General features: G+C 65.4%; 17 protein-coding genes. 14 read left to right on the plus strand and 3 right to left on the minus strand.

Annotation, left to right across the window (positions count from 1 at the left end; genetic code table 11):
• Positions 1 to 232: 232 nt before the first annotated feature.
• From RMR04_RS29035 to RMR04_RS29045, 3 genes are read left to right on the plus strand one after another with little or no spacing between them, the layout of a single operon-like run.
• Positions 233 to 2,176 (plus strand): PrkA family serine protein kinase, encoded by a 1,944-nt coding sequence (locus tag RMR04_RS29035; RefSeq protein WP_311911976.1) that lies wholly within the window; start codon positions 233 to 235, stop codon positions 2,174 to 2,176.
• Positions 2,177 to 2,195: 19 nt separating this feature from the next.
• The gene (locus RMR04_RS29040) at positions 2,196 to 3,470 is read left to right on the plus strand and encodes a YeaH/YhbH family protein (RefSeq protein WP_311911977.1); all 1,275 of its coding nucleotides are present in this window, start codon (positions 2,196 to 2,198) and stop codon (positions 3,468 to 3,470) included.
• Between the two features lie 11 nt (positions 3,471 to 3,481).
• Positions 3,482 to 5,014, plus strand: coding sequence for a SpoVR family protein (locus RMR04_RS29045; protein ID WP_311911978.1), 1,533 nt, complete (start codon positions 3,482 to 3,484; stop codon positions 5,012 to 5,014).
• 78 nt (positions 5,015 to 5,092) lie between these two features.
• Here RMR04_RS29045 and RMR04_RS29050 read toward each other — a convergent pair whose 3' ends face one another.
• Positions 5,093 to 6,091, minus strand: a complete 999-nt coding sequence (locus RMR04_RS29050; protein WP_311911979.1) for a LysR family transcriptional regulator — start codon at positions 6,089 to 6,091, stop codon at positions 5,093 to 5,095.
• A gap of 159 nt (positions 6,092 to 6,250) precedes the next feature.
• Here RMR04_RS29050 and RMR04_RS29055 point away from each other — a divergent pair, with 159 nt between their 5' ends.
• The 8 genes from RMR04_RS29055 (at position 6,251) to RMR04_RS29090 (ending at position 12,607) form a co-directional block, all read left to right on the plus strand.
• Positions 6,251 to 7,216 (plus strand): agmatinase, encoded by a 966-nt coding sequence (locus RMR04_RS29055; protein ID WP_311911980.1) that lies wholly within the window; start codon positions 6,251 to 6,253, stop codon positions 7,214 to 7,216.
• 90 nt (positions 7,217 to 7,306) lie between these two features.
• On the plus strand, positions 7,307 to 8,164 hold the full coding sequence (locus RMR04_RS29060) for a transporter substrate-binding domain-containing protein (protein ID WP_311911981.1): 858 nt from the start codon (positions 7,307 to 7,309) through the stop codon (positions 8,162 to 8,164).
• 31 nt (positions 8,165 to 8,195) lie between these two features.
• On the plus strand, positions 8,196 to 8,855 hold the full coding sequence (locus tag RMR04_RS29065; RefSeq protein WP_410492166.1) for an amino acid ABC transporter permease: 660 nt from the start codon (positions 8,196 to 8,198) through the stop codon (positions 8,853 to 8,855).
• Between the two features lie 3 nt (positions 8,856 to 8,858).
• Entirely contained in the window at positions 8,859 to 9,581 is a 723-nt protein-coding gene (locus RMR04_RS29070) for an amino acid ABC transporter permease (RefSeq protein ID WP_311911982.1), read from the plus strand.
• The gene (locus RMR04_RS29075; protein ID WP_311911983.1) at positions 9,578 to 10,378 is read left to right on the plus strand and encodes an amino acid ABC transporter ATP-binding protein; all 801 of its coding nucleotides are present in this window, start codon (positions 9,578 to 9,580) and stop codon (positions 10,376 to 10,378) included. Before RMR04_RS29070 ends, RMR04_RS29075 begins: the two co-directional genes overlap by 4 nt.
• Complete coding sequence (locus tag RMR04_RS29080; protein WP_311911984.1) at positions 10,375 to 11,325, plus strand: arginase family protein; 951 nt, start codon at positions 10,375 to 10,377, stop codon at positions 11,323 to 11,325. Before RMR04_RS29075 ends, RMR04_RS29080 begins: the two co-directional genes overlap by 4 nt.
• Positions 11,326 to 11,348: 23 nt before the next feature.
• Entirely contained in the window at positions 11,349 to 11,945 is a 597-nt protein-coding gene (locus RMR04_RS29085) for a DUF1989 domain-containing protein (protein ID WP_311911985.1), read from the plus strand.
• Between the two features lie 8 nt (positions 11,946 to 11,953).
• Positions 11,954 to 12,607 carry a DUF1989 domain-containing protein gene (locus RMR04_RS29090; protein WP_311911986.1) on the plus strand — a complete coding sequence of 218 codons (654 nt, stop codon included), beginning with the start codon at positions 11,954 to 11,956 and terminating at the stop codon, positions 12,605 to 12,607.
• 29 nt (positions 12,608 to 12,636) lie between these two features.
• Here the strand turns inward: RMR04_RS29090 and RMR04_RS29095 are convergent, their stop codons facing one another.
• Entirely contained in the window at positions 12,637 to 14,673 is a 2,037-nt protein-coding gene (locus tag RMR04_RS29095) for a methyl-accepting chemotaxis protein (RefSeq protein ID WP_311911987.1), read from the minus strand.
• A 402-nt stretch (positions 14,674 to 15,075) separates the two neighbouring features.
• Between RMR04_RS29095 and RMR04_RS29100 the strand changes: the two genes are divergently transcribed.
• From RMR04_RS29100 to RMR04_RS29110, 3 genes are all read left to right on the plus strand, one after another.
• Complete coding sequence (locus RMR04_RS29100; protein ID WP_311911988.1) at positions 15,076 to 16,206, plus strand: ABC transporter ATP-binding protein; 1,131 nt, start codon at positions 15,076 to 15,078, stop codon at positions 16,204 to 16,206.
• Positions 16,203 to 17,192 (plus strand): ABC transporter ATP-binding protein, encoded by a 990-nt coding sequence (locus RMR04_RS29105; protein WP_311911989.1) that lies wholly within the window; start codon positions 16,203 to 16,205, stop codon positions 17,190 to 17,192. Before RMR04_RS29100 ends, RMR04_RS29105 begins: the two co-directional genes overlap by 4 nt.
• An 88-nt stretch (positions 17,193 to 17,280) precedes the next feature.
• Complete coding sequence (locus tag RMR04_RS29110) at positions 17,281 to 18,753, plus strand: alkaline phosphatase family protein (RefSeq protein WP_311911990.1); 1,473 nt, start codon at positions 17,281 to 17,283, stop codon at positions 18,751 to 18,753.
• Between the two features lie 9 nt (positions 18,754 to 18,762).
• Here RMR04_RS29110 and RMR04_RS29115 read toward each other — a convergent pair whose 3' ends face one another.
• Positions 18,763 to 20,325 carry an ABC transporter substrate-binding protein gene (locus RMR04_RS29115; RefSeq protein ID WP_311911991.1) on the minus strand — a complete coding sequence of 521 codons (1,563 nt, stop codon included), beginning with the start codon at positions 20,323 to 20,325 and terminating at the stop codon, positions 18,763 to 18,765.
• Positions 20,326 to 20,363 lie beyond the last annotated feature (38 nt).

The raw sequence follows: 20,363 nt of genomic DNA on the forward strand, positions 1-20,363 counted from the left end.
GACGCAACGGCAGGCGAAGACCGGCAGCGGTTAAGCACAATTTATTCGCAGATGCGCAGAACAAAACGGCCGATGCACATTTTTATTCATTGCGAGCGCCGCGCTTGAGCGCATCCTGTCACTCGATAGCAGATGCTGATTCGCAGTTGACGTGCGCCGTGTTTCGACGAGGGGCGTAGCTGATTCTCGTATGCCTGCGTCGAGCCACGGCATAACCATATGCAGAGGGCTCATGTACAACGACTCTTTGTTCAACGCCTTCGCTCGCTCCTATGAGGCGCGCCGCGAAACGGATATGCCGATCTCCGACTACTTGGAGGCCTGCAGAGGCGATCCGATGCTATACGCTAACGCGGCGGAACGGCTGCTGGCGGCCATCGGCGAGCCTCAGATGATCGACACGGCCAAGGATCCTCGCCTTGGCCGTATTTTTTTGAATCGGACCGTCCGGACCTATCCGGCATTTACCGGCTTCCACGGCATGGAAGAGACGATCGAGCGTATCGTCTCCTTCTTCCGCCACGCTGCCCAGGGCCTGGAGGAGCGCAAGCAGATCCTCTATCTGCTCGGCCCGGTCGGCGGCGGCAAATCGTCCCTTGCCGAGCGGCTCAAATCATTGATGGAGGTTCACCCCATCTATGTGCTGAAGGCCGGCGACGAGATCAGTCCGGTCTTCGAGTCCCCCCTGAACCTGTTCGACCCCGGGACGATGGGGGCCATCCTCGAGCAGCGCTACGGCATCCCGCAGCGGCGGCTGACAGGCTTGATGAGCCCCTGGTGCCTCAAGCGGCTCGAGACGTTCGGCGGCGACATTTCCCGCTTCCAGGTCGTCAAGCTGCAGCCCTCGCGCCTGCGCCAGATCGCCATCGCCAAGACCGAGCCGGGAGACGAGAACAACCAGGACATCTCGTCGCTCGTCGGCAAGGTCGACATCCGCAAGCTCGAAAACTTCTCCCAGAACGACCCCGACGCCTACAGCTATTCGGGCGGCCTCAACCGCGCCAACCAGGGCGTCCTCGAATTCGTCGAGATGTTCAAGGCGCCGATCAAGATGCTGCATCCGCTGCTGACGGCGACGCAGGAGGGCAACTATATCGGCACCGAGAATATCGGCGCCATTCCCTTCTCCGGCCTCATCCTCGCGCACTCCAACGAGGCGGAATGGCAGAGCTTCAAGAGCAACAAGAACAACGAGGCCTTCATCGACCGGATCTGCGTCATCAAGGTGCCCTACTGCCTGAGGGCGACCGAAGAGCAGAAGATCTATGAGAAGCTGATCGAGGGTTCGGCGCTGAGCAGCGCCCCATGCGCGCCTGGGACTCTGTCGATGCTGGCGCGGTTCTCGGTTCTCTCGCGGCTGCGCAACCACGAGAACTCGACCTTGTTCGCCAAGATGCGCGCCTATGACGGCGACAGCCTCCGGGAGACCGACCCAAAAGCCCGCAGCGTCCAGGAATATCGCGACGCCGCCGGCATGGATGAAGGCATGGACGGCATCTCGACGCGCTTTGCCTTCAAGGTCCTGGCGGCAACCTTCAACCACGACACGATCGAGCTCGGCGCCGATCCGGTGCACCTGATGTATGCGCTGGAACAGGCCATCCGCCGCGAACAGCTCCCTGATGAGACCGAGAAGCGCTATCTCGAATTCATCAAGGCCGACCTTGCCCCGCGCTATGCGGAGTTCATCGGTCACGAAGTCCAGAAGGCCTATCTCGAATCCTATGCGGATTATGGGCAGAACCTGTTCGACCGCTATGTCGACTATGCCGACGCCTGGATCGAGGATGTCGACTTCAAGGATTCCGACACCGGCCAATTGCTCGATCGCGAACTCCTCAATCAGGAACTGACCAAGATCGAGAAGCCCGCCGGCATCGCCAATCCGAAGGATTTCCGCAACGAGATCGTCAAATTCTGCCTGCGCTCGCGGGCGAGCAATGGCGGCAAGAACCCGTCCTGGACCGGCTATGAGAAGATCCGCGAAGTCATCGAGAAGCGGATGTTCTCACAGGTCGAGGACCTGCTGCCGGTCATCTCCTTCGGCTCGAAGAAGGATGGCGAGAGCGAGAAGAAGCATGGCGAGTTCGTCTCGCGCATGGTGGAGCGTGGTTATACCGAACGCCAGGTCCGGCGTTTGATCGAATGGTACATGCGCGTGAAGCAGGCTGGCTGAGCCAGGCGCGGGAGCCATCATGAACATTGTCGACCGACGCCTGAACCCACGCGGCAAGGCTCTCGAGAATCGTCAGCGTTTTCTGCGCCGGGCCAAGGGCGTCGTACAACAAGCGGTGAAGCAGTCCCTGCAGAGCCGCAATATCCGGGACGTGCTGGACGGCGGGGAAGTCAGCATTCCGATGGACGGGATGGAGGAGCCGAGCCTTCGCCGGGGGGCCGGGGGCATGCGCGACCATGTGCTGCCCGGCAACAAGACCTTCATTGAAGGCGATGTGCTGCCACGCTCGGGCGGCGGCAGCGGCGGCAAACCCGACAAGGCCGGCGAGGGAGCGGGCGAAGATGCCTTCCGCTTCGTCCTGACCCGCGAGGAGTTTCTCAACGTCTTCCTCGACGATCTCGAGCTGCCCGATCTCGCTAAGCGGCGGCTCACCGAGACCGAGCATGAAAGCCCCGTTCGCGCCGGCTACTCGGTCTCGGGCTCGCCGGCCAACATCGCGGTCAACCGCACGACGCGGCTCGCGATGATGCGCCGGATGGCGCTGCGCCGCCCCAACCCCGAGACGATCGCGCGGCTGGAGGCGGAAATCGCCGCCTGCGAAGAGGACGGCCTGCGCCTGGCGCTCGAGGACAAAGTGAAGGCGCTCAACGCCAAGGTGCGGCGCATTCCCTATATCGACCCCGTCGATGTGCGCTATCGCCGCTACGAGAACGAGCCGAAGCCGGTCGCGCAGGCCGTGATGTTTTGCCTCATGGATGTGTCCAGCTCGATGACGGAGCACATGAAGGACCTCGCCAAGCGGTTCTACATGCTGCTCTATATTTTCCTGGCGCAGCGCTACCGCCATGTCGAACTCGTCTTCATCCGTCACACGGACCGGGCCGAGGAGGTCGACGAGGACACCTTCTTCCACAGCCCCGCGACGGGCGGGACGCTGGTTTCGAGCGCGCTCGAGGCGATGCGCGCGGTCATCGCGAAGCGCTATTCTCCCGAGGACTGGAATATCTACGCCGCCCAGGCCTCGGACGGGGATAATTCCTATTCGGACGAGGCCGCGACGGAGCGCCTGCTCAAGGACGCGATCCTGCCGGCCAGCCAGTATTTCGCCTATCTCGAAGTCGGCGAATCCGGCCGCGAATCCATGTCCCACTCCGCACTGTTGCGGCTCTATGAGCGATTGCGCGCGGAGGGCGCCCCGCTTTCGATCCGCAAGGTCAGCCATCGCAACGAGATCTTCCCGGTCTTTCGCGAGCTGTTCCAGCGCCGCCAGGGCCATGAGAAGGCCGCATCATGACGGGAGCCGCGATGGAACCGCTTTTCGAGGGAGCTGATTGGAGCTTCACCACGCTCCAGCGGATCCACGACGCCTGCCAGGAGATCGCGCTCTCCGAACTCGGCCTGGATGTCTACCCGAACCAGATCGAGGTCATCACGGCCGAGCAGATGCTCGACGCCTACTCCTCCACCGGCATGCCGCTGTTCTACAAGCATTGGTCCTTCGGCAAGCATTTCGCCCATCACGAGGCATTCTACCGCAAAGGCCTGAGGGATCTGGCCTACGAGATCGTCATCAACAGCTCGCCCTGCGTGTCCTACCTCATGGAGGAGAACACGGCGACGATGCAGACGCTGGTCATCGCGCATGCCGCCTTCGGCCATAACCATTTCTTCAAGAACAACTATCTGTTCAAGACCTGGACCGACGCGGAAGGCATCCTCGACTATCTCGACTTCGCCAAGGGCTATATCGCGCGCTGCGAGGAGCGCCACGGCCAGGCGGCCGTCGAGCGGACGCTGGACGCGGCGCACGCGCTGATGTCCCACGGCGTCCACCGCTATCCCGGCAAGAGCAAGCTCGACCTGCGCCAGGAGGAAAGGCGCGAGCGCGAGCGCCGTGCGCATGAGGAGCAGATCTTCAACGACCTCTGGCGCACCGTGCCGGCCGGCCCCAGCAAGAGCGCCCTGGATCTCGGCGCCGAGCGGCGCCGCACCGTGCTTGGGCTACCGCAGGACAATCTGCTCTATTTCCTGGAGAAATCCGCCCCCCGCCTGCAGGCCTGGCAGCGCGAGATCCTGCGGATCGTGCGTCATGTCGCGCAGTATTTTCATCCGCAGCGACAGACCAAGGTGATGAACGAGGGCACCGCGACCTATGTCCATTACCGCATCATGACGCGGCTGCACGAGAAGCAAGCGATCAGCGACGGCAACTTCCTCGAATTTCTCACCTCGCATTCCAATGTCGTGTTTCAGCCAGCCTTCGACCATCCGAGGTTTCCCGGCTTCAATCCCTATGCGCTCGGCTTCGCGATGATGCAGGACCTGGAACGGATCGTGACCAATCCCGAAGCGGAAGATCGCGAGTGGTTTCCCGATATCGCCGGCAGCGGGGACGCGATGGCCGTCCTGCGCGACATCTGGGCCAATTACCGCGACGAGAGCTTCATCAGCCAGTTCCTGAGCCCGCGCCTGATGCGGCAGATGCGCATGTTCCACATTTGCGACGACCCGGCGCGGACCGAAGGCGTGGTGGTCGAGGCGATCCATGACGAGGCCGGCTATCGCCGAATCCGCCGCCAGCTCGCCCGCGAATACGACATCAGCTGGACCGACCCCAATATCGAGGTCGTCGATGTCGACCTCGCCGGCGACCGGCGCCTGCTTCTGCGTCATACCGTCGTGAATGGATGCCTGCTTCAGGACACGGCCGCGACGCATGTGCTCCAGCACATTGCCGATCTCTGGAGCTATGATGTCCGGCTCCAGGAGGTCGACCCCACAGGCACGGTCCTGAAGGAACACGTGGCCAGCCCGCGCGCCATGACCCGCGCGGCCTGAGCGGCGCGGCCCGGGACAAGCCTTTGATCTTGCATCGGCTTGTCCCGAAAACCGGTTCCCACTTTTCGGGCCGATGCCCTAGGCCACCGCGATTGGAGCGCTGAGCCGACCAGGCGCGAGCGCCGGCGAGCACATGTCCGCCGCCTCGCCAGCAAAGCCGCCCTCATGCGCGGCGATGAGGAGATTGGCGAAGAGCCGGCCGGGCGAGGACAAGGGCCGGCTTTTCTCATAGGCCAGGAAGAACTGCGTCTTGTAGAAAACCGGCCCGGCGCCCGCGACCTCGCGCAGACGGTAGCTTTGCGACAGCTCCGAAGCGTAATGCGCCGGCAGAAAGCCAACGAAACCGCCGGCGGCGAGAAAGGTCGCCACCGCCTCTAGGCCCGACGCCACAGCCTGCCGGGTCAATTTCAACCGCGTCGCCAGGGCTCGGGGCCGGGGGTCGCCGTCGCGCGTGACGAGGACATAGCCGAGACGCTCCAACTCGCCGATATGCGGCGCCGGATCGTCGGGCCCGCCACCGACATAGAGCCGGAACTCCTCGTCGAAGATGTGCTGGAGGGTGAATTTCCCGTGCTCGCCCGGCATCCCCGTAACGCAGAGATGCAGATGGCGCGTCGCGAGATCTTCGAGCAGCTGGGCCGGCGGGCGGATCGACATATGCAGCCGGACGCCGGGCGCCTGCAGCCGGAAGGCGGCGACAGCCGAGACGATGCGCGCACGGGGATTGCTGAGGCAGTTATCGGCGAGGCCAATCATCAGATCGCCCGTCATGACGCTGCGGGCGAGGTTCAGCTCGTCGCGGACATGGTCGAGCGTGTCGCAGGCGGTGATCGAGGCGCGCAAGGTCGTGCGGCCGAGCTCGGTCAGCTCGAACCCCGCCGGCCCGCGCATGCAGAGCTGGCCGCCGAGACGTTCCTCCAGAGCCTTGATGTGACGGCTGATAGTTGAACGCTCCATATGGAGCTTGGTTTCGGCAGCAGTCAGGCCGCCTGACTCAGCAACGACGCGAAATATCCGCATCAACCGAAGATCAGCTTCGGTTATACTGGCAATCTCTTTGTGCATCCTGATGTTCATGTTGCACAAACCACAACCATGGTTTCTCAGATTGCAATTGCGGCAACCAGCCCTCAACCCATAACCTGCTGAGGATGATGTTTAATCGATCAAATGTAAGCTCAAATAATACGCTTGTGCACAGCTTTTGATCGGGCGATCCGAAAGGCTCCAGCGCATATGACCCTGCCCCTGACTGTGCCGCCCAAGCCCGGGCACCAGACCTTCCTCTGGTCTCCCCTGGTCACGGACCTCGACACGCTGGACGCCCATATCGCCATCATCGGCATGCCCTATGGCAACGCCTATGAGCCGCATGCGGTCTCGAACGATCAGACCAGAGCGCCCGATGCCGTCCGGAGCGTGACCGACCGCGTCTGCCGCAGCCTGGAGCGCTATGATTTCGATGTCGGCGGCCCGATCTATGCCGACCGCGCCCTCAAGGTCGTCGATATCGGCAATGTGCCCTTCGACATCCATGATCACAGGAGCCATTTCGGGCGCGCCGAGGCCGCCGTGCGCAAGGTCCTGAAGGCCGGCGCCATGCCGATCACGATCGGCGGCGATCACGGCATCCCGATCCCGATCTTCCGCGCGCTCGACGGCGAAGGACCGGTGACGCTGATCCAGGTCGATGCCCATATCGACTGGCGCGAACATGTGAACGGCGTGCATGACGGGCTGTCGAGCCCGATCCGGCGCGCCTCCGAGATGGCGCATATCGACCAGATCTTCCAGATCGGCATCCGCGCCCAGGGCAGCGCCCGCAGCGAGGAGGTCGCGGCGGCGCGCGCCTATGGCGCCAACATCATCCCGGCCTTCGAGGTGCATGACGCCGGCATCGACGCGATCATCGACCGCATCCCCGATGGTGGCCGCTACTACATCACCATCGACGCCGACGGGCTCGACCCCTCCGTGATGCCGGCCGTGGAAGGCCCGGCGCCGGGCGGCCTGCTGTTCCATCAGGTCCGCAAGCTGATCCATGGCCTGGTCCGCAAGGGCCGCGTGCTCGGCATGGATATCGTCGAGATCACCCCCTCCGCCGATGTGAACAACATCACCAGCATCGTCGCCGGCCGCCTGATCGTGAACCTGATCGGGGCCGCCGTGCGGGCCGATTATTTCGACGCGCCTCCGCTCTGACCCCGGCAGCGGCCGCAAATCTGCCTACGCCCAGCCGACGCCTTTTCCGCCACCACGCCAGAGCGCTCTGGCCCTCAGAGGAGCAGCATCATGTCGCATCCGAGCCGCAGGCAATTCGGCATCATGGCGGGGGGCACGGCGCTCGCCGGGCTGCTGCCGCCCTCCCTCGCCTTCGCCGAGACGACGCTTGAAAAGATCAAGCGCCTGGGCACCGTCACTGTCGGCACCGAGGCCGCCTTCCCGCCCTTCGAATTCGTCAAGGACGGCAAGATCGTCGGCTATGGCAGCGATCTCCTCGTCGAGATCGTCAAGGAGCTCGGCGTCAAGGTCAATCAGCTCGACCTGCCCTGGCAGGGCATCCTGCCCGGCGTTCTCGCCGGCAAGTTCGACTTCGTCGCCACCACCGTCGGCATCAATGAGGAGCGGGCCAAGCGCTACGCCTACACGATGCCGATCGCCAATGGCGTGCCCTATGCGATGATGCGCAAGGGCGACAAGATGAAGGTCATCGAGGATCTGAACGGCAAGGTCGTCGCGACCCAGCTTGCCTCCTCGACGGAGCCGACCTCGCGCGCCATGGACGCCAAGCTCAAGGCCGCCGGCGGTGCGGGCTTCAAGGAATTGAAGCTCTTCACGGCCTTCACCGAAAGCTATGTCGCGCTCGCCAGCGGCGAGGTCGACGCCGTGATCCAGTCCCTTCCCAGTCTCGCCGTGCTGGTCAAGGAAAAGCCCGACACCTTCGCGCTGCTCGCGCCCGTCACCGCCGGCAGCCCCTATACCTATCTCGCCTGGGTGACGCGGCCCGACGACAAGGAGCTGCGCGACTTCATCAACAGCGTCATCCGCAAGATGCGCGACGATGGCCGCCTCGCCGCGCTGCAGGAGAAATGGTTCGGCTTCAAGATGGACATCCCCGATAGCGGCTATCTTCCGCCCGGCGCAGTCTGACGCGCTGTCCAGCAGGATCGGGAGCGCAGCCTTGTCGTTTCAATTCGCTTATCTGCTCTCGGTCCTGCCCACGCTGTTTGCCGCCGCTCTCGTCAACGCCCGTCTCGCCGCGATCATCGTGGTGATCGCCGTCCTCGGCGGCACGGCATTGACCATCCTGCGCTCCTTCAAGATCGCCCCGGTCAACGCGATCATCGCGTTTCTGATCAGCTTCATCCGCGGCACGCCGCTGCTGATCCAGATCTTCCTGTTCTATTATGTCCTGCCCGCAATCGGCCTCGATCTGTCGCCCGAGGCCGCGGGTATCGCCGCGATCGCGCTGAACAGTTCGATGTTCATCACCGAGATGATGCGTGGCGGACTTCAGACCATCGATCCCGGGCAGATCGAGGCGGCAACCGCGCTCTCCTTGCCGCGACGGGCAATCTGGCAAAGCGTGGTGCTGCCGCAATTGTTCCGGCGCATCCTGCCCGTCCTGATCAACGAGATCACGATCGTGGTGAAGGGCACCGCCCTGCTTTCGGTCATCACCGTCGTCGATGTGCTGCGCACCGCCCAGCAGATCGCCAGCGCGAGCTACCGGCCGTTCGAAACGCTCGCCGGAGCGGCCCTGATCTTCCTCTTGATGAACCTCGTCGTGATCGCCGCCGGCTCGCTGACCGAAGCCCGGCTCGCCGTCAGGAGGGGGTGAATCATGGCGTTCGACCCCTCGATCCTCGTCCAGTACTGGCCGCTTTTCGCGCAGGGCGCCTGGCTGACGATCCAGATCACCGCCATGGCTTTCGTGCTCGGCTATACTGTGGGCATCGTCGTGGCGCTGATCGCGCAGATTCCCAACCGGCTGGTGCGCATCCTGGTTGCTGCCTATGTCGGGGTCCTGCGCGGCATCCCCTTCATCATCATCCTCTTCCTGGTCTATTACGGCCTGCCCTTTGCCGGCATCAGGCTGCCGGCCTTCGTCACCGGCACGGTCGCGCTCGGCCTCTTCGCCAGCGCCTATTATGCCGAGATCATCCGCGCCGCGATCCTTGCCTTGCCGCGCGGCCAGTTCGAATCGGCGCGCGTCGTCGGCATGTCGCCGCTCCAGGCGATGCGGCACGTCATCGCCCCGCAGATCCTGCGCAGCCTGGTGCCGCCTTCCACCAACATGACGCTGACGATGATCAAGGAATCCTCTGTGCTGAGCTCGATCACGGTGGCCGAGCTGACCTATCAGGGCCTGATCGTGCAGGGGAACACCTTCGCGCCCTTCGAAGTCTTCGCGGCGGTGACGCTGATCTACTGGGCCATCACCATGGTGGTGGCCTGGCTCGCCGGGCTGCTCGAGGCCCGCGTCGGCCAGGCGCAGCAGGAGACGATCATCCGCAACCCGCTCGCCGCGGAGTTCCTCTCCTTCGACAGGAGGCCCGTGCGATGAACGCCCCTCCCGTCCTCGGTGTCTCCGGGCTCTCCAAACGCTTTCGCGGCACGACCGCGCTGGACCAGGTCTATCTCGACATCGCCAAGGGCGAGGTCGTCGCGCTGATCGGCCCGAGCGGCTGCGGCAAGAGCACCTTGCTGCGCTGCCTGACCTGGCTTGAGCAGCCCGATGACGGCTTCATCACCATCGAGGGCAAGCCGTTCGGGCGCGAGACCAACGGCACCGTCGTCCGGCGCCATGGCGGCCGGCAGATCGACGCCATGCGCCCGCGTATCGGCATGGTGTTCCAGCAGCTCAACCTCTGGCCGCATCTGAGCGCGATCGAGAACGTCATCCGGCCGCAAATGGTCGTGCTCGGCCGACCACGCGAGGACGCGACGCAGCGTGCCTGCGCTTTGCTCGCCAGCCTCAGCCTCGCCGACAAGGCGCAGCACTATCCCGATGCGCTGTCCGGCGGCCAGCGCCAGCGCGTCGCCATTGCACGCGCATTGGCGATGGACCCGGCCCTGATGCTGTTCGACGAGCCGACCTCGGCGCTCGATCCGGAGCTCGTCGGCGAGGTCCTCGCCCTGCTGCGCGAGCTCGCCGGCACCGGCATGACCATGCTGGTGGTGACGCATGAGATCGGCTTCGCCGCCCATGTCGCCGACCGCATCGCCTTCATGGACAAGGGCCGCATCATCGAGGACGGTCCCGCGGCGCAAGTCATGAACCGGCCAGCGGACCCGCGCGTCGCCGCCTTCCTCGACCTGATCGGCTCCGGACGAGCCGCGCTGGAGACACACCCATCATGAGCCGCATCGACAGGCCCTATGTCGGCATCCCCTCCTTCCTGCGCGCGCCGGTCGTCACCGACCTTGATCAGCTGGATGCCGCCATCGCCATCATCGGCGTGCCCTTCGACGAGGGTTCGCCCTTCCTGCCGGGCAGCCGGCTAGGCCCGCGCGCCCTACGCGAGCATTCGCTGCGCTTCACCGGCGGAATCTACGATCCGGCGACGCGGCGCGACTTCCTGACGGAGGAGCTGGCGAAGGGGCTGATCGCCGATCTCGGCGATGTCGATATCGCGCCCACCAATGTCGAGCAAAGCTTCGCCAACATCACCGCCACCGTCCGCAAGGCGCTGGACGCCGGCGCACTTCCCGTCGTGCTCGGCGGCGATCACTCGATCACCTACCCGATCTTCCGCGCCTATGACCGGCCCGTGCATGTCCTGCATTTCGACGCGCATATGGACTATGCCGACGAGGCCAACGGGTTGCGCTACACCAATGGCCATGCCTTCCGCCATGTCGCGGCGCTCGATACCGCGCTCAGCCTGACCCAGATCGGCATCCGCAGCCTGCGCAGCGCCCGCAAGCAGCATGAGGATATCGAGGCGGGCGGCAACCGGGTCGTGCCGATGCACGAAGTCCGCGCGCTCGGCCCCGCCGGCATCGCAGCGCTGCTGCCGGAAGGAGCGCCGGTCTATGTCAGCATCGATGTCGACGCGCTCGACATGTCGCTGGTGCCGGGCTGCGTCTCGGCCGAGCCGGACGGCATGAGCTATCCCGATCTGCGCGACACGCTGAAAGCGGTCGCCGAGCGCAACGAGGTCGTCGGTTTCGACTTCGTCGAGGTGAACCCGCCGCTCGATGTCGGGACCGGCGTCACCGCCTATCTCGGCGCGCTCGTCGTGATCGGCTTTCTCGGCGAGATCTGCGCCCAGCCGCGCTGGCGCGACCGCCTCAAAACCCGTTGATCCATCGAGAAGGAGATCACGCCATGTCGAGTGCCGTCACCATTCCCGCCCGCCGGGGCAAAGCCGCCCATGTCAGGCAAGGCCAGATCGTCAAGGTCATCAACACCCATGGCGACCAGGTCGTCGACACCTGGGCCTTCAACGCCCAGGACCTGAAGGAATTCATGTCGATGGAACACAGCCGGCCGCATATGCTGAAGACGATCCCGATCGTCGGCGACATCATGCGCAGCAACAAGCGCCGCCCGATCCTGACGCTCGTCGAGGATACCTCCGGCGGGATCCACGACACCCTGATGGCCGCCTGCGACTGCCATCGCTACAAATTCCTCGGCGTCGAGGCGTATCACGACAATTGCGAGGACAATCTCCACGCCGCGATGCGCGAAATCGGGCTCGAAGCGCCGGAGACGCCGAGCCCGCTCAACCTTTTCATGAACATTCCGGTCAAGCCCGACCGCTCGCTCTCCTTCGAGGCGCCGGTCTCGACGCCCGGCAGCTACGTCGCGCTGCGCGCCGAGATGGACCTCGTCATCGCCTTCAGCGCCTGCCCGCAGGATATCCTGCCGATCAACGGCGTCGGCCATATGCCGACCGAAGCGCATTTCACGGTGGAATGACGCGCGACATGTCCCTGCTTATGACGACCATTCCCGCCGGCCATGGCAAGGCGCTGCGGCTCAAGGCCGGCCAGACCGTGCGATTGATCAACACCCATGGCACCCAGGTCGTCGATTGCTGGGCCTGGAACACCCATGATCTCGACGAGCACATGTCGATGGAGGCAAGCCGCGTCTGGAGCCAGCGGCTCAACCCGATCATCGGCGACAGCTTCGTCAGCAACTACCGCAACCCGATCCTGACGCTGGTCGAGGATACCTCGCCCGGTATTCACGATACTTTCATGGCGGCCTGCGACTGCCATCGCTATCGCCGCCTCGGCGTCGAGGGCTATCACCGCAACTGCCTGGACAACATGTTCGAAGGCCTCGCGGAGATCGGCCTGACGGCGCCGAGGCCGATCCTGGCCTCGTTCAACATCTTCATGAACATCGCCGTGCAGGCCGATGGGCGCAGCCTCAAGACCGCACCGACACCGGGCCGGGCGGGCGATTACATCAGCTTGCGCGCCGATATGGACTGCGTGGTCGCCTTCTCCGCCTGTCCGCAGGACATCGTGCCGATCCAGGGCGGAGCGGCGAATATCCCGCGTGACGCGCATTACGGCGTGATCGAGGACAGCTTCCCGGCGATCCCGCCCTCGCAGCCCTGGGTTCCTTGAAGGGGCGGGCCTGAGGGCGCCGCGTTCGCTCAGAACTCTTCCCATCCGGCGTCACCGCCGCGGCTGTTGGCAACCTTCTTGGCCGGCGCGCGCGACGCTGGCGCAGCGGCCTGGGCTCGAGGTGCCGGTGCCGGCACTTTGGTTTGCCCGAAGGCGGCCTCAGCAAGCTTGCGCAGGCGCGCGGGCTCGGAAGCCGTGCCGGCCGGGGCCGCCCTCACCGGAGCCTGGGCGTAGCTGGCCGATGAGGCGGCTGCACCCTCAGGACCCGTCCTGAAGGCGGCGACGAGCTCGTTGAGCTCACCGATGCGGCCCGAGAGTGAACCGGCCGAGGCCGCGCTCTGTTCGGAGAGCGCCGCATTGGCCTGCGTCATCTCGTCGAGATGGGCGACAGCCTGGCTCATCTCGTCGATGCCATTGGCCTGTTCGCCAGACGCCGCCGAGATCTCGGCGATGGTGGCCGCGACCTTTTGCGAGGCGGCCAGGATCTGGGTCAGGGCGTCGCCGGCCTGGCGCACCAGCGTGACGCCGGCGCCGACCTCTGCGTTGGACGAGGAGATCAGGCCGGAGATGTCCTTGGCGGCAGCGCCCGAGCGCTGCGCCAGCGTGCGCACTTCGGACGCCACCACGGCAAAGCCCTTGCCGGCATCGCCGGCGCGGGCCGCTTCCACCGCCGCGTTCAGCGCCAGCAGATTGGTCTGGAAGGCGATGTCGTCGATCACCCGGATGATGTCGGAGATCTTCTGCGAGGCGCTCTCGATGCGCGCCATTGCAGCCACGGCCTCGGTCGCGATCGCACCGCCCGACTGCGCCGCCTGCATCGCTTCGGTCGCGATCGCGGCCGCCTGCTTCGAGGCCTGGGCCGAGGCCTTCACCGAGGCTGCAAGCTCCTCTGTGGTGGCTGCGGTCTCCTCCAGCGAGCTCGCCTGCTCTTCCGTGCGCTTCGACAGATCATCGGCGCCCATGGTGATCTCGCGCGCCGCCAGACCGACATCCGCAGAGGTCGTCTGGATCGTCCGCACCGTCGAGGACAGGCGGTCGACGGTGGTGTTGAAGTCGTCGCGAAGCTGCTCATAGGCCGCCGGAACAGCGATCTCGATGCGATGCGTCAGGTTGCCATAGGACAATTCGGCGAGGCCGCGAGCCAGCTCCGTGACGACCTTTTCCAGCTCCTTCGCCTGCTCGAGCTGCTGCTGCGCTCCCGTCTGGCGCTCGGCCTCGGTCGCGTGGCGGGTGTCTTCGATCAGGCGCGCTTGCGCGGCGGCAGCGGTTTCGAGCTCCGCCTTCTCGATCGCGGCGCTGCGCAGGACACCGACCGCATCGGCCATCGCCGCGATCTCGTCGCGGCTGCGGATGACGGGGATCGTCGCTTCGATATCGCCCGAGGCAAGCCGATGCATCGCGGCCTTCAGACTGCCGAGCGGCTTCATCATGCGGCGCAGGACCAGCAGCAGCACGGCGCCGCCCACCAGCGCGATCAGCAATCCGGCGACCACGTTGCCCCAGATCATCTCATCGATCACGACCAGGAAGTCGGCCTGCCTGATGCCGACGAACAGAATGCCGATGACCTGGTCGTTCGATTTCTGGATGATCGGCTCATAGATCGTGAAGTAAGGCAGGCCCAGAATGTCGGCCGCGCCGGAATAGGTCTTTCGATCCTTGAACACAGCGTCATAGGCGGGCCCGGCGGCGAGCTTGGTGCCGACGGCGCGCGAGCCATCGGGCTTCTGCACATTGGTGGCAACGCGTACATCGCCCATGAAGACCGTCGCCACACTGCCGGCTAGCGCCTTGACCTTGTCGACAGCGGCGAAATTGCCGTTCACCGGCTCATTGCCGAAATAGAGCTTGTCGCCCTCCAGCTTCGGCTCGCCCTTGGCGACGAGGATATCGCGCAGCAGGTTGATGTTGACCGAGAGGCTGGACTGCGCCCGCTCGCGCATCGCCTTGTCGGCCGCATGGATCGACACCAGGACGGATGCGGCAACCGCCGCGCCCACGATGAGGACCCCGACGATAGCCAGGCGAGTCGCGATCGGCAGCCGAAATAGAAAGAGCTTCTTCATGAGGCGGCTCATTGTTGAATGGGCGACGTGACACGCCCAGGAACGCCTCACCTTTGTCAATAATGATGAAAAGCCGCTTAATTTCAGAATTGTCGCCGCACTCAACGCATGGCTCGAAATTTTCAACGCCGCGATACACGCGATGAAACCCCCGCAGATGAATACATCTCGAAATAATTCGATACTGCAGCGATTATTTCTTCATGCGACACCGTTTATTGGAGATTACTGAAACACCGCCTTGAAACGCAGATTTCATCCTTCGAATCGCCGCGGCGCGGCTTCTCAGGATGAAGGCTCAGCGAGGTTTCCTGCCGAACCCGCGGAGCAGCGTGACCTGATCAGCCTTCTGTGACGATAGTGTCATCGGACGGTCATCGGCCGATGCGTAGTTCGGCCGCCATGAGCGACGCTCCCACACATCACTCGATCCCGCAGGACGTCTGGCCCTCCGCGGTCTCTCATCCGGGGGACGCAGCCCCGCCTTCTCCGCCGCTGCTGGCGCTGGAGGCCTTTACGGTCTCGTTTCTGAACGGCCATGGCGCGACCCGTGTCGTGCATGGCGTCGATCTCACGCTCGCGCCCGGGGAAGCGCTCGGCATCGTCGGCGAATCCGGCTGCGGCAAGAGCGTCACCTGGCTCGCGGCCTTGCGGCTTCTCGGCAAGGGCGCCGCGACTTCGGGCAAGGTTCTGCTATCGGGCCAGGATATCACGCATCTTAGCGAGCGCGAGATCGCGCGCATTCGCGGCGGCAGGATCGGCCTGATCTTCCAGGATCCGACAAGCTCGCTCAATCCGGTGCATCGCATCGGCACGCAGATCGGCGAGGCGCTGCGATTGCATCGCGGCCTCTCCGGCGCGGCCGGGCAGACCGAAGCTCTACGCCTGCTCGACCGTGTCGGCATCGCCGACGCGCCGCGCCGGCTGCGGCAATACCCGCACGAATTGTCGGGCGGCATGAACCAGCGCGTGATGATCGCGATCGCGCTGGCCGGCGAGCCCGACGTGCTGGTTGCCGACGAGCCGACGACGGCGCTCGACGCCACCATCCAGGCCCAGATCCTCGACCTCATCCGCGACATCCGCCGCGATACCGGCATGGGCCTCGTACTGATCTCGCATGATCTCGGCGTCGTGGCCGATCTCTGCGACCGTGTCGCCGTCATGTATGCCGGCCGCGTCGTGGAAACCGCCGCAACCGCCACGTTGCTGCATCCGCCGCACCACCCTTATACGCGCGGGCTGCTGGCCGCCCTGCCGGAGCTGGAGGGACCACGCCTGCGCCTGACGCCGGTGCCCGGCACGGTGCCCTCGCCCGATGCGATGCCGCCGGGCTGCGCGTTTGCGCCGCGCTGCAGCTCTGCTGCCGCCATCTGCCAGGTCGCGCCGCCGCCGCTCGCACCAGTGGGCGGCGTCCGCCAATCCGCCTGCCTGCGGCTCGATGCCTTGCCGCCCTGGCAAGGTAGCCCGGAGCAGCGGGCTTTGGGCCAGCGTGAGCAGCGCCTGGAAGAGCTTGTCGGGATGTCGTCATGAGCGCGCTTCTCACGGTGAAAGATCTGGCGCGGCACTATCCCGCCTCCGGGGCGCGCGGCGAGCGACGCCTGCTGCACGCCGTCGATGGGGTCAGCTTCTCGCTCGATGCCCGCCGCACGCTCGGCATTGTCGGCGAGTCGGGCTGCGGCAAGTCGACCACGGCCAAGCTGGTGCTGGGCCTGCTCGCGGCCTCGTCCGGCCGGATCGATTTTGCCGGCGAGCCGGTCACGGCAGTGCGCGACGCCAGATGGCGCGCCATGCGCCGTTCCATGCAGATGGTCCCCCAGGACCCGCTGGCGGCGCTCGACCGGCGCCTGACGGTCGGCGAGCAGGTCGTCGAGCCGCTGCAGATCCACACTCTCGAAGCCGGGCCCGCCGCCCGACAGGAGCGGGCGCTTTCGCTGTTCGAGGCTGTGGGACTGCGTCCCGACCTGTTCGACCGCTATCCGCATGAATTGTCGGGCGGCCAGCGCCAGCGCGTGGTGCTGGCGCGCGCGCTGGTGCTCGACCCCAGGCTCGTGGTCTGCGACGAGCCGATCTCGGCGCTCGACGTCTCCGTCGCGGCGCAAGTGATCAACCTGCTGCAGGATCTGCAGGGGCGCTTCGGCATGGCCTATCTCTTCATCAGCCACGACCTCAAGGTGGTGCGCCAGATCGCCGACGAAGTCGCCGTGATGTATCTCGGCCGCATCGTCGAGCAGGGCCCGCCCGATGCGCTGTTCCATGCGCCCGCCCATCCCTATACCGAGGCGCTGGTCTCGGCGGTGCCGACACCCTGGCGGCGCCTGCGCGAGCGCATCGTGCTGTCGGGCGATCCGCCCAACCCGGTCGACCGGCCCAGCGGCTGCGCCTTTCATCCGCGCTGCCCGCGCGCCATGGCGCGATGCGCGACGGAGGCCCCGGCCCTGCGCCGCGTGGCGGATGGGCGGCTCGCCGCCTGCCATCTCGTGCCGGCCATCGACAACCCGGTTGCCGTAGCCGCCTAGAGCAGGACGCGAAAAACCGGTTCCCACTTTTTCGCACCCTGCTCTAAGTGCGGCAGGAACCGCTTCCATACCCTTCGGAGACAGACTGATGGCGCAGACTGAACAGGCGACCGCCGAGCGAGTGATCGTGGCGGTGTTCGACGGTCTCCGGCCCGACATGGTGACGCCCGAGCTGACGCCGAACATCCTGCGCCTGGTGGCGCGCGGCACCTGGTTTCGGCAGGCGCGCAGCGTCTTCCCCTCGCTGACGCGCGTCTGCACGAGTGCGATTGCCACCGGCGCGTCGCCGACCGCGCATGGCATCGTCGGCAACGCCTTCTACCATGCTGCCGCCATGCCCGAGCATGTCTTCGACACCGGCCGGATCGACCATCTTCGCCGCGTCGAAGCCCATCATGGCGGGCGCCTCATCGACGTGGACACCTTTGGCGACGTTCTCGCCCGCGCCGGGCGACGGCTCTGCGTGGTGCATACGGGTTCGCCCGGTTCGGCGCATTTCATCAACCCGCGCGCCCGCGACAACGGCCACTGGACCTTCTCGATGCATGGCGCCGACGGCACCCAGACGCCCCAGGCGGTAGCCGAGGCGCTGGAGACGGTCGGCCCGCTTCCGGAGCGCGAGATGCCGCGCCTGGGCGAATTGCGCTACGCGGCGCGATTGATGGTGGAGCATGTCTTGCCGGTGCTCGCGCCTGATGTCGCGCTGGTCTGGTTCAACGAGCCCGACACCACCTTCCACTACAAGGGCCTCGGTTCGCCTGAAGCTAAGGCCGGGCTGCAGGAAGCCGACAAGGCCTTCGGTGCCATACTGGACTGGGTCGAGGCCCAGCCGGATGCGGAGCGCATCGCCGTCATCGTCGCCTCCGACCATGGCCAGATCTCGACCCGCGCCATCCACCCGCTCTTCGACGACGCCCGCCAGGCAGGCTTTGCGGTCGCGCAGCCCGACGCGTTCGATGGCGCGGCCTTCGTCGCCACCGGCGGCATCAGCGGTGAGATCCGCCGCCTCAATGGCGACCGCGACGGCATTGAGCGCATCGCCCATTGGCTGATGGAGCAGCCGGCTATCGGGCATGTCTTCTCGCCTGCCCGCAACGAGGGCGAGGGCATCGTCGACGGCACCCTGTCCCTCGCGCTGATGGGCAATGGGCATGAGCGCCAGCCCGACCTGATGTTCATCCTGAAATCGGATCTCGCGGCCGACCAATATGGCCTGCCGGGCCTGGGCACGATGACGCCGGGCGATGTGCCGCTCGGCGGCGGCATGCATGGCGGCATCAATCCGCACGAGCTCAACACCGTGCTCATCGTCGGAGCCGAGACGGCGGAAGGGCGCGGCTCGCTGTCCTCAGCGCCTGCCGGCATCATCGATATCGGCCCGACCGTGCTCGGCCTGCTCGGGATAGCCCCGGCGCAGACCATGCAGGGCCGAAACCTCGCCCGCCCCGCCCGCGAGGAGGCGCACGTCACGCGCCATTCGGCCGGTCGCGGCGCTTTCAGCCAGCATGTCGACATCGTCGAGCAGGATGGCCGCCGCTTCATCCTGGGCGGCGGGCAGTAGGCGCCGCCTTCAGCTGCGGCCGAAGGACAGGTTGTCGGGCCGCAGATCCATGAAATAGAAGGTGTTCGGCCGCCAGGCGATCGACTTCTTGATCGCATAGGCTTCGCTCGGCTGGTAGAGGATCGTGGCGGGCGCCTCGTCCTCCCAGATGTCGAGCATCTCGGTAAAGAGGGCCTTGCGCTTGGCCGGATCGACCTCCGCCTCGAGCGCATTGCCTGCCTTGTTGAAGGCCCCCGCCGAGGTCCAGAACTTCGAGACCTGGATCTCGCCGGCAGGTCCCCAGGCCACCCAGATCGAACCGAGCGGATCGGGCAGGCGGGTCGAGTTCGACCAGTTGAAGATCTGCGAGCCGGCCCCGCGCAACTGGGCCGAGTTCTCGACGACCTGCAGCGAGGCGTTGAGGCCAACCGCCTTCCATTGCTCGACCAGAACCTGCGCGGCTTCGAGCGCGTTGGTGTAGTAGTTGGCCATCGTCCGGTAGACGACCGGCTCGCCCTTGTAGCCTGCCTGCTTCAGCAGCACCTTTGCCCGCGCCGGGTCATAAGGCAGCTTGCGCCCCTCGACGAACATCTGGCCGTATTCGGGGAAGTTGTGGCTGGCCGGCACCAGGGCCGTGCCCTGCCACAGCGTATCGACGAGTTTTTGACGATCGATGGAGCAGACCAGCGCCTGGCGGATGCGCTTGTCGGAGAGCAGCTTGTCCTGGTCGTTGAAGGCGAGCACATGCACATTCGCCAGCACGACCGAGCGCACATCGATGTCCTTGTAGTCGCCGACGATGCTCATCTGGTCCGGCGGGATATTGGTGATGAGGTCGTAGTCACCGGCCACGAGGCCGGCGACACGGGCGGCCAGCTCCGGCACGCGCTTGAAGATGACGCGTTTGGCCGATGGCTTGGCCATGAAATAATCGTCGAAGGCTTCGAGCACGGTCGCGTCGGCGGCGCTGTGCGACACGACCCGGTAGGGGCCGGTCGCGACGGGCTTCCTCGAATAGGCCTCGAAGCCCATCGCCTCATAGGCGCGCTTGTTGACGATCCAGGCACACCAGGAGGCGAGCCGCTGCTCCAGCAGGACGTCGGGCGTCCTGGTGCGGAAACGCACGCTGTAGCGGTCGATCGGCTCGACGCTGGCCAGCACGCCGAAATAAGCCTTGCCGCCCGGGATCTGAGCCTTGTCGCCCCAGAGCCGTCCGTCGCGGAAGGTGTAGGCGACATCCTCGGAGGTGAGCTCGTCGCCATTATGGAACTTCACGCCCTGGCGCAGCGTGACGATCAATTCCTGCGGCGAGACACGCTCCCATTTGGTGGCAAGATGCGGCTTGAGCTCCGAGCCGCCGCCATCGGCCGTCCCCAGGAAATCGCGCCGGATCAGCGTGTCGAAGATCGAATAGGTGACGCGCGTGCCGACATTGGTGAGTTCGCGGGCCGGCTCCAGCGTCGGCGGCAGATCGGCGACAGCCACGGTGAAATTAGGGCGGGTCTCGCTCGCGGCGAAGCCCGGCTGGGCGTTCAGCGCGATGGGGGTGGCGATCGCGCCCTCCAGGAAGCGGCGGCGAGATATCGTGATCATTATGGATCCTTGGAACAGCCGGTGCGGCCAAGCCGACA

Origin of the sequence: Bosea sp. 685 (assembly GCF_031884435.1) — a bacterium.
In the GTDB taxonomy this organism is placed as follows: domain Bacteria; phylum Pseudomonadota; class Alphaproteobacteria; order Rhizobiales; family Beijerinckiaceae; genus Allobosea.